The organism is Bradyrhizobium sp. GCM10028915, assembly GCF_042666195.1.
In the GTDB taxonomy this organism is placed as follows: domain Bacteria; phylum Pseudomonadota; class Alphaproteobacteria; order Rhizobiales; family Xanthobacteraceae; genus Bradyrhizobium; species Bradyrhizobium canariense_D.
In genome coordinates this window covers 1-1,184 of record NZ_JBHTFN010000039.1, presented here as the reverse complement: position 1 = coordinate 1,184, position 1,184 = coordinate 1, and the positions used below count along the sequence as shown (strand labels likewise).

General features: G+C 63.2%; 1 protein-coding gene. It reads left to right on the top strand.

From position 1 onward, the window contains the following. The first annotated feature begins 174 nt into the window (after positions 1-174). Complete coding sequence (locus ACFQX9_RS17485; RefSeq protein ID WP_245285857.1) at positions 175-1,167, top strand: IS110 family transposase; 993 nt, start codon at positions 175-177, stop codon at positions 1,165-1,167. Positions 1,168-1,184 lie beyond the last annotated feature (17 nt).

Sequence of the window (1,184 nt, the reverse complement as noted above, 5' to 3'; positions counted from 1 at the left end):
CTTTGCCCACCCTTGTAATAGCGCGATCAGTTATTCTCGACCTGTTCCGTGAGGAATGGCCTGCCGCGGTTTGCACCCCGCGACAGGCCGCTGGCGATCGGATCGAGCCCACCCAGAGCAGTTGTGGCTGCCCCGTAGCGTGATCGCGTCAGCACCTTCATCGGACCCGGATGGTTGCCGGAACAACTTGGTTCGCTTCACAAGGCAGGGTCGACGAAGATGACACAGACTAACATAACGACGGCCGGGATCGATACGTCCAAGGCCAAGCTGGACGTCGCGGTTCATGGTCGAACCGAGCGCTGGCAGGTCGCCAATGCGTTGCCGGGTTGGCGCGCTCTGGCAGCAAACCTGGCCAAGGCCGGCGTCACACGGATCGGGATCGAGGCCACTGGCGGCTATGAACGTGGCGTGGTGGAGCATTTGCGATCGGCCGGCTTTACCGTGCTGTTGCTGCAGCCGCTTCAGGTCAAGGCGTTCGCCAAGGTCCATTTGCGCCGGGCCAAGAACGATGCGCTCGACGCCGTATTGATCGCCGCCTGTGCTGCGGCGCTCGATCCCCCTGAGATCGCGCCGGATCCGCGATTGACGGAATTGGCCGACTATCTGACCTTTCTTGAGCAGATCGAGGAAGACATCCGGCGCTTCAAGACCCGTCTCGAGCACATCGACGAGCCTGCGTTGCGACGCATCGTCGACAGCGACATCACCCGGTTGAAGGCACGCAGGGCGGCGCAGATTCGTGACATTGCCAAGCGCCTTCGTGCCTACGACGACTTGGCCAAGCGGCTCAAGCTGGTGCTGAGCGTTCCCGGCATCGGCGAGCGGACGGCGCTGGCGATCGTCATCCGCATGCCCGAGCTCGGTCGCGTCAGCCGGGAGCAAGCCGCAGCCCTGGCCGGGTTGGCTCCCTTCGATGCTGATAGCGGACAGCACAGAGGGCAGCGCAAAATCGCCGGAGGCCGCAGCCGCCTGCGGCGCTCCCTATTCGCCGCCGCCCTTCCAGCTGCCTTCCGTTGGAACAAGGCTCTGATCGCGCTGTATGCCCGCCTCATGGCAAACGGCAAAGTCCATAACGCAGCGCTCATCGCCTGCGCCCGCAAGCTCCTGATCTACGCCAATACTGTCGTGCAACGGGGCACGCCCTGGATCGAAAAAGCCGCCTAGCCTTTAATGGTTGCTAC